This window comes from Phenylobacterium conjunctum (assembly GCF_042679085.1).
In the GTDB taxonomy this organism is placed as follows: Bacteria; Pseudomonadota; Alphaproteobacteria; order Caulobacterales; family Caulobacteraceae; genus Phenylobacterium; species Phenylobacterium conjunctum.
The window spans coordinates 79,530-87,857 of record NZ_JBHTLQ010000014.1; the positions used below are offsets into that span (position 1 = coordinate 79,530).

The window sequence follows — 8,328 nt, forward strand, 5'->3', positions numbered from 1 at the left end:
CCATCGGGCGAACCGCCGCTCATTTAGCCGCTGATGACCGAATTTTCTGAACTGGGCCTCTCGCCCGCGACGCTTAAGGCCGTGGCCGACACGGGCTACACGACCGCAACTCCTATTCAGGCGCAAGCCATCCCCATCGCCCTGGTGGGCAAGGACGTTCTGGGCATCGCCCAGACGGGGACCGGCAAGACCGCCGCCTTCACCCTGCCGATGATCGACCGTCTGGCCGCCGGCCGGTCCCGGGCGCGCATGCCCCGGGCCCTGGTGCTCGCGCCGACCCGCGAACTGGCCGACCAGGTCGCCTCCTCCTTCGAGAAGTACGCCAAGGGACAAAAGCTGTCCTGGGCCCTGCTGATCGGCGGCGTGTCCTTCTCCGACCAGGAGATGAAGCTGGACCGCGGCGTCGACGTGCTGATCGCCACGCCGGGGCGCCTGCTCGACCACTTCGAACGCGGCAAGCTGCTGATGACCGGCGTCCAGATGCTGGTCATCGACGAAGCCGACCGCATGCTCGACATGGGCTTCATCCCCGACATCGAGCGCATCTTCAAGCTGACCCCGCCGAAGCGGCAGACCCTGTTCTTCTCGGCGACGATGCCGCCGGAAATCACCCGGCTGACCACCCAGTTCCTGAACGATCCGGTCCGGATCGAGGTGTCGCGTCCGGCCACCACCGCGACGACCATCACCCAGCACCTGGTGAACCTGCCGACCTCGGATCCGAAGGCCAAGCGCACGGCGCTGCGCATGCTGATCGAGCAGGCGGTGGACCTGAACAACGGCATCGTGTTCTGCAACCGCAAGACCGAAGTCGACATCGTCGCCAAGTCGCTGAAGACGCATGGCTTCGACGCCGCGCCGATCCATGGCGACCTGGACCAGCAGACCCGCATGCGGACGCTGGAAGCCTTCCGCAAGGGCGAGCTGAAGCTGCTGGTGGCCTCCGACGTCGCAGCCCGCGGCCTCGACGTTCCGGATGTGAGCCACGTCTTCAACTTCGACGTTCCGCACCACGCCGACGACTATGTCCACCGGATCGGCCGCACCGGCCGGGCCGGCCGGCTGGGCTCGACCTTCATGATCGTGACCCCGGCGGACTCCAAGAACATCGACAAGGTCACCAAGCTGATCGGGCAGACCCCGCAAGAGGTTGTGCTGGAAGGCGTCGATTTCGCCGCGATCAAGGACGAGCGCCGGGATGGCCGCAGTGGCGGTCGCGACCGGGGCGGTCGCGGTGAACGCGGCGATCGCGGCCGTCGTGATCGCGGGCCGCGCAGCGAGTCCCGCCCGCGTCCGGAAGCGCCGGTTGATGTCGCCGAAGCCCCCGTGGCCGAGGCCAAGCCCGAACGGCAGGCCGAACGCCAGGCTGAACGGCCGTCCCGCGCCGCGCGCCGGCCCAAGGTCGAGGTTGAGGCGCCCGTCGCCGAGGCTCCGCGCCCGCGCCGTGAACCGCGCGAGGATCGTGAAGACCGCAATTCCGTGGTCGGCTTCGGCTCAGACACGCCGGCCTTCCTCCTGCGTCCCACGACCCGTCCCGCCAGCAAGGCCTGAGGTCGAATTTCGCCGGTTTCCGACCGGCGATTTTTCAAATCGACGCGGCTTCGCCTTAACGCCTCGTTTGGCTATGCGGCTTACTGTCTCAGCCCAGGTTCCTGGGGGCGGGGTCGATGCGTCGATCATGTCTCTGTGGGCTCCAAGGAGACAGAGACTGACGATGGCCGCTGACGTGGAACTCAAGCTTCGTGGACCTGAAGCCTATAGCTTCGCGCGGTTGGCGTTGCAGGCGATGGAGAAGCATCAGGTCTGGCCGACGGCCGTGAACTACGAGCTCTGGCTCCACTCGGTGGCGGATCCTCAAGGAACGCTGGCCAAGGAGCTGGACCGGATCATCGCCGCGGGCGAGGTCTTCACCGACGTCCTGTCCGACGAGCTGGCCGCCAAGCACCTGCCCCGCGCGCGCCTCAACGATCAGATCCGCGACACCGGCGACGCCCTGACCAAGGAACTGGCGCTGGTCTCCCGCGCCATCGAGTCCGCGCAGAAGTCGAGCGAGGCCTACGGCCAGACCCTGGCCAGCGCGTCGAAGTCCCTGAGCGCCGAAGGCGAGCAGGGCCACATCAAGGCCATGGTCGACACCCTCGCCACCGCCACCAAGCGCGTCCAGCGCGAGAACAAGTCGCTGGAAAAGCGCCTGTCCGAATCGACCGCCGAGGTCGCGCGCCTGCGCGAACACCTGGAGCAGGTGCGCCGTGAAGCGACCACGGACGCCCTGACCAACCTATCCAACCGCAAGGCGTTCGATGACGCCCTGGAACAGGCCTGCGCCGAGGCCGATGCGGGTGGCCAGGCCCTGTCCCTGGCGGTGCTCGACATCGACCACTTCAAGGCCTTCAACGACACCTGGGGCCACCAGACCGGCGACCAGGTGCTGCGCTATGTGGCCAGCGTCATCGGCGCGCGCGGCGTCGCGCCCCGCTTTGCGGCGCGCTATGGCGGCGAGGAGTTCGCCATGATCTTCCCGCGCGAGCGGGCGGCCTCCGCCATCGCCCTGCTGGAAGAGATCCGGCAGGAGGTGTCCTCGCGGATCCTGAAGCGTCGCTCGACCAACGAGGACCTGGGGGCCATCACGGTGTCGTCCGGCGTCGCCGAGCGCTTGCCTGGCGAGACCCCGCACGCCCTGGTCGAACGCGCCGACCGCGCCCTCTATGTCTCCAAGCGCGCCGGCCGCAACCGCGTGACCTGCGCCGAGAACGCCGCCGTCGCCGCCTGACGTTTTCCCTCTAGCCTGACGCCGGGGTATTCTCCTTAGCTCGTCTCAATAGACGAATGTGGGAGGAAGCCGTGGGCTACAGCAAGATCAAGACGTCCGCCGCCGATGGGATCGGCGTCATCACCCTGAACGACCCGGCGACCCTGAACGCCGCGGGCCTGGACCTGGTCGATGAGCTGCGCCAGGCCTTTGACGCCTTCGCGGCCAAGGACTCCGGCATCCGTTGCGTGGTGCTGACCGGCGAAGGCCGCGGCTTCTGCTCCGGCGCCAACCTGTCCGGCCGCGCGACGCCGGCCGAGTCGCCGGATCCGGAAGGTCCCGACGCCGGCGCGGCGCTGGAGAAGGTCTACAACCCCTTCCTGACCTCGATGCGCGACTATCCCGTGCCGATCGTCACCGCCATCAACGGCGTGGCCGCCGGCGTCGGATGCTCGCTGGCCCTGATGGGCGACATCGTCGTGGCCGCGGAGAGCGCCTACTTCCTGCAGGCGTTCCGCCGCATCGGCCTGGTGCCGGACGGCGGCTCCAGCTACCTGCTGCCGCGCCTGATCGGCAAGGCGCGGGCCATGGAGATGATGCTGATGGGCGAGAAGGTCCCGGCGCAGACGGCCGAGTCCTGGGGCATGATCAACCGCGTGGTTCCAGACGGCGACCTGATGGCGACGGCCATGGAATACGCCAAGAACCTGGCTTCGGGCCCGTGGGCGCTGAGCTCGATCCGCAAGCTCGTCTGGGACAGCCTGGACAACTCCTACGCCGAACAGCTGCACGCCGAGCGCGTGGCCCAGAAGCATGCGGGGCGTTCAGCCGATAACCGCGAGGGCGTGCTGGCCTTCCTGCAGAAGCGCCTGGCGGTGTTCACCGGGCGCTGATTTAGCCACTTGATGAAGTAGTATTGGACCCACTCCGGATTTTAATTTACCTCGTAAATTGAAATCCGGAGGACGCCCGATGCTGACTGTTCACCACCTGAATAACTCCCGCTCCCAGCGGGTCCTCTGGCTGCTGGAGGAGCTGGGCGAGCCCTACGAGATCAAGCCCTACGCCCGTGACGCCAAGACCATGCTGGCGCCGCCGGAGCTGAAGGCCGTGCACCCCCTGGGCAAGTCGCCGGTGATCACCGTGGATGGCGGCGTCCTGGCCGAGACCGGCGCCATCGTCGAGTACATTGTCAGCCGCTATGGCCAGGGGCGGATGATCCCGCCGCCCGGCACGCCAGAACGGCTCAAGTTCTTGTATTGGCTGCACTATGCCGAGGGCTCGGCCATGCCGCCCCTGCTCATGAAGCTGGTCTTTTCCAACCTGCCGGCCCGCGCCCCGGCGATTCTGCGCCCCTTCGCCAAGGCCCTGATGGGCGCGGCGCAGAAGGGTTATGTCGACCCGCAGCTGCAGGCCCACTTCGACTACTGGGAGGCCGAGCTCGCCCCCACCGGCTGGTTCGCCGGCCCTGAGTTCACCGCCGCCGACGTAATGATGAGCTTCCCCGTGGAAGCCGCCGCCGACCGGGCCGGCGCGCTCAACGGCCGCCCCAAGCTGGCCGCCTTCCTGAACCGCATTCATGACCGCCCCGCCTATAAGGCGGCCCTGAAGCGTGGCGGCCCCTACGCCTACGCCTGACTTTACATCGGCTTTATGCGGAAGCCCCGGCTTCCCGATGGAGACCTGATGCGCCACCGGCCTAGAGCCGGACCTCGACAAACTCGAGGTGAACCGGCGTGTCAGAAACTCAACCTGGCCAGGACCACAAGGGCTTCTGGGGCCTGACCCTGGCCTCTGTCGGCGTGGTGTTCGGCGATATCGGCACCAGTCCGCTCTACGCCATGCGCGAGGCCCTGGCCCATGTGCGCGGCGGGGCGGACGAGGCCGCCGTGCTCGGGGTGGTCTCCCTGGTGCTGTGGGCCCTGATCATCATCGTCACCCTGAAGTACCTGGTGCTGGTGATGCGGGCGGACAACCGGGGCGAAGGCGGCACCCTATCGCTGATGGCGCTGGCCCAACACGCGCTGGGCCGCCGCTCTGGGCCGATCTTCCTGCTGGGGGTCTGTGGCGCGGCCCTGTTCTACGCTGACGGCCTCATTACTCCGGCGATCTCGGTGCTGTCGGCGGCGGAGGGCCTGGTCGGAGCGCCTGGCGGCGCGGGGTTCGCGCCCTATGTGCTGCCGGTGGCGACCGTCATCCTGGTCGCCCTGTTCGCCGTGCAGTCGCGCGGCACCGCGGCGGTGGGCCGATACTTCGGCCCGATCACCCTGGTCTGGTTCCTGACCCTGGGCGGGCTTGGCCTCCTGCACCTAGTGGACGCGCCGCAGATCCTGCAGGCCTTCAGCCCGCATTGGGGCCTGAAGCTGCTCTTCGGCCACGGCCTGCTCGGCGTCGCCGTCCTGGGCAGCGTCTTCCTGGTGGTCACCGGGGCCGAGGCCCTGTTCGCCGACATGGGCCATTTCGGCGCCGGCCCCATCCGGGCCGGGTGGCTGACGGTCGCCCTGCCCTGCCTGGCCTTGAACTATCTGGGCCAGGGCGCCCTGGTGCTGGCGGATCCCAGCGCCGGGGAGAACCCGTTCTTCCGGATGATCCCGCCGCAGATCTACTGGCCGGTCCTGGGCCTGACCACGGCGGCCACCGTCATCGCGAGCCAAGCCGTGATCACCGGGGCCTTCTCGGTGACCCAACAGGCCGTGCAGCTGGGCCTCCTGCCCCGGCTGGAGGTCCGGCGGACCAGCGAGACCATGGCGGGACAGATCTATGTGCCGGTGGTCAATGGCGCCCTGTTGGCCGGCGTCGTCTTCCTGCTGTTCGCCTTCCGCACCTCCTCGGCCATGGCTTCGGCCTATGGCATCGCCATCACCACGACCATGGTGGTGACCGTCGCCCTGATGGTCGTCATCGAGCGGCGGCTGTGGGCTTGGCCCCTGGCCGCCGTCATCGGCGTCACCGCGCCGCTGCTGCTGATCGACCTGGTCTTCCTGGGCGCCAACCTTCTGAAGATCCTGGACGGCGGCTGGCTGCCCCTGGTTCTGGCGGCGGTGCTGACCGGCCTGATGTGGACCTGGACCAAGGGCTCTCAGAACCTGGCCCAGAAGAGCCGGCGCGACGCCGTGCCCCTGGCCGACCTGATCGCCAGCCTTAGCCAACGCCCGCCGCACCAGGTGGCCGGCACGGCCTTCTTCCTGACGGCGGACCCGACGGTGGCTCCCGTCGCCCTGATGCACAACCTCAAGCACAACCGCGTCCTGCACGAGAAGAACGTGATCCTGAGCGTCCGGACCGCGGACACCCCGCGGGTCGAAGAGGATCGGCGGCTGGAGGTCCAGGACCTGGCGCCGGGCTTCCGGCTGGTCAGCCTCACCTTCGGCTTCATGGAGACGCCGAACCTGCCCAAGGCCCTAGCCAAGGCGCGGCGCGAGGGTCTGAAGTTCGACATCATGAGCACCTCCTTCTTCATCGGCCGCCGCACCGTGGCCCCGTCCGGGCGCCAGGGCATGCCCCTGCTGCAGGACCGGCTGTTCAGCTGGATGGTCCGCAACGCCGAGAACCCCACCGACTACTTCCACATCCCACCCGGCCGCGTGGTGGAACTGGGGACGCAGGTTTCGGTGTGATCGAAAGTCCCCTTCTCCCCTTGTGGGAGAAGGTGGCCCGAAGGGCCGGATGAGGGGTTGCAGGCGACTGACCGCAATTGGTGGCCTGCATTGATTTCTGGGAGACCCCTCATCCGACCTGGCTCCGCCAGGCCACCTTCTCCCACAAGGGGAGAAGGATGTTCACAGCGCCTCGGTCAGGAACCGGTAGCCGACGCCGGCTTCGGTGACGATGTGGACGGGGGCGGAGGGGTCGGGCTCAAGCTTTTGGCGCAGCTGGCCGACGGCGACGCGCAGATACTGGGTGTCGGCCTCGTGGGCCGGCCCCCAGACGGCGGTCAGCAGTTGCTTGTGGGTGACCACCTTGCCGGCGCCGTCCACCAGTACAGACAACAGCTTGAATTCCTTAGGGGTCAGCCGCACCCGCTCGCCTGCGCGGCGCACCACGCCCAGGCGGAAATCCATCTCCAGCTCACCGGTCTTGACGATGGGATTGGGCTCGGCCCCGCCGGCGCTTCGGCGCAGGGCGACGCGCAGGCGGGCGAGGAGTTCGCCGACCCCGAAGGGCTTCTGCAGATAGTCGTCGGCGCCGCCGTCCAGGGCGGCGATCTTCTCAGCCTCCCGGTCTCGGGCCGAGAGGATGAGGATCGGGCCGGCATAGAAGTCGCGCGCCTTCGACAGCGCCTCATGCCCGTCGAGGTCCGGCAGGCCGAGATCGAGCACCAGGGCGTCAGGCGCCCGCAGGGCCAGCTCGCGCAGCCCCTCGGCGGCGGTCAGCGCCTGGATCGGCTCATAGCCGGCCGCCTCCAGCGCCGGGGTCAGGAACCGGTGGATCTGGACCTCGTCGTCGACGACCAGGATGCGGGGACGAAGCGTCAAAGGAGTCCTCTCGGCGTCTCTGCGACCTTGCCCAGGCTGATCATGAACCGTGAGCCGCCGGAAGGCCCCAGCGGGCTGACCAAGGCGACGCGGCCGCCCATGGCCTCGACGAAGCCCTTGGTGATGGACAGCCCCAGGCCCAGGCCGCCTGTGCGGTCGCTCGGGCCGCGGCGGAACTTGTCGAAGATCGCCGCCTGCTGGTCGGCGGGCACGCCAGGCCCCTCGTCATCGACGGAGACCATGACCCAGCGGCCGTCCTCGTGGGCGGCGATCCGCAGGGTTCCGCCCGCCGGGGTATGGACGGCGGCGTTGTCCAGCAGGTTGAGGATCGCCTGTTCGACCAGGGTGGGGTCCGCCTTCACCAGGGACAGGCGGTCGGCGAAGTCCCGCTCGATCTTGTGATCCCCCAGGCGCGCCGCCAGCCGGCGGATCGCGGAGCCGATCAGCTCGCGCACATCCACCCATTCCTCGCGCGGCTTCAGGGCCCCGCCCTCCAGCCGGCCCATGTCCAGCAGGGCGCCCACATGGGCGTTCAGGCGCTCGGCGTCCTCCTGGATGCTGCGCATCAGGTCGCGACGGACGGCAGATGTGAGCTGTTGCTCATATTCGTAGAGGGTGGTGGCGGAGCCCAGGATCGAGGCCAGGGGCGTGCGAAAATCGTGGCTGATGGAGTTGAGCACGCCGGCCCGCAGCTGGTCCGCCTGGCGCAGGACCTCATTTTCGCCCGCCGCACTGGCCAGGGCGGCCCGCTCGACTACCACCCCGCCTTGCTCGATCAGGGCCGGGGCGAGATCGGGCTCGGTCGCCGGCCGACCCGCGCGCAGGCCCACGACGCCGACGGGGCCAGAAACGCCCTGGAGCGCGGAGAAGGTCCATTCGGCGCTCTCTCCTCCCGGCGAGGAGGTGGGACTTTGGGCGTGGGACCAAACCTGCTCGGCCATCGCCAGGCTTTCGGCCGCCAGCGTGCTGAGGCCCGCCGGGGCGCCGGCCAGGCGCAGACCGCCCTCCCCTGGCAAGAGCACCACCGCCGGGCCGCCTGTGACGGAGGCCAGATGCTCGGCCAGCGCCTGAGCCGCTTCGTCGGCGCTGGCGGCGCGGGCGAGC

7 protein-coding genes are annotated in these 8,328 nt (G+C 68.7%); 5 read left to right on the top strand and 2 right to left on the bottom strand.

The window, feature by feature from the left end; genetic code table 11:
- Positions 1-33: 33 nt before the first annotated feature.
- From ACFQ27_RS08490 to ACFQ27_RS08510, 5 genes are all read left to right on the top strand, one after another.
- Entirely contained in the window at positions 34-1,551 is a 1,518-nt protein-coding gene (locus ACFQ27_RS08490) for a DEAD/DEAH box helicase (RefSeq protein ID WP_374346782.1), read from the top strand.
- Between the two features lie 163 nt (positions 1,552-1,714).
- On the top strand, positions 1,715-2,770 hold the full coding sequence (locus ACFQ27_RS08495; RefSeq protein ID WP_374346783.1) for a diguanylate cyclase: 1,056 nt from the start codon (positions 1,715-1,717) through the stop codon (positions 2,768-2,770).
- A 71-nt stretch (positions 2,771-2,841) separates the two neighbouring features.
- The gene (locus ACFQ27_RS08500) at positions 2,842-3,642 is read left to right on the top strand and encodes an enoyl-CoA hydratase/isomerase (protein ID WP_374346784.1); all 801 of its coding nucleotides are present in this window, start codon (positions 2,842-2,844) and stop codon (positions 3,640-3,642) included.
- Between the two features lie 79 nt (positions 3,643-3,721).
- The gene (locus ACFQ27_RS08505) at positions 3,722-4,387 is read left to right on the top strand and encodes a glutathione S-transferase family protein (protein WP_377353261.1); all 666 of its coding nucleotides are present in this window, start codon (positions 3,722-3,724) and stop codon (positions 4,385-4,387) included.
- Positions 4,388-4,485: 98 nt separating this feature from the next.
- Positions 4,486-6,366 carry a potassium transporter Kup gene (locus ACFQ27_RS08510; RefSeq protein ID WP_377353262.1) on the top strand — a complete coding sequence of 627 codons (1,881 nt, stop codon included), beginning with the start codon at positions 4,486-4,488 and terminating at the stop codon, positions 6,364-6,366.
- A gap of 162 nt (positions 6,367-6,528) precedes the next feature.
- On the opposite strand, the gene ACFQ27_RS08515 is transcribed toward ACFQ27_RS08510, so the two are convergent.
- On the bottom strand, positions 6,529-7,224 hold the full coding sequence (locus ACFQ27_RS08515) for a winged helix-turn-helix domain-containing protein (RefSeq protein ID WP_377353263.1): 696 nt from the start codon (positions 7,222-7,224) through the stop codon (positions 6,529-6,531).
- On the bottom strand, positions 7,221-8,328 hold a 1,108-nt coding region (locus ACFQ27_RS08520), incomplete at its 5' end, for a sensor histidine kinase (RefSeq protein ID WP_377353264.1). The genes ACFQ27_RS08515 and ACFQ27_RS08520, both read right to left, overlap by 4 nt.

What these genes read in the sequence shown, in the direction of transcription:
- ACFQ27_RS08495 (WP_374346783.1), top strand. Translation starts at nt 1,715, where the DNA reads ATGGCCGCTGACGTGGAACTCAAGCTTCGTGGACCTGAAGCCTATAGC.
- ACFQ27_RS08490 (WP_374346782.1), top strand. Translation starts at nt 34, where the DNA reads ATGACCGAATTTTCTGAACTGGGCCTCTCGCCCGCGACGCTTAAGGCC.
- ACFQ27_RS08505 (WP_377353261.1), top strand. Translation starts at nt 3,722, where the DNA reads ATGCTGACTGTTCACCACCTGAATAACTCCCGCTCCCAGCGGGTCCTC.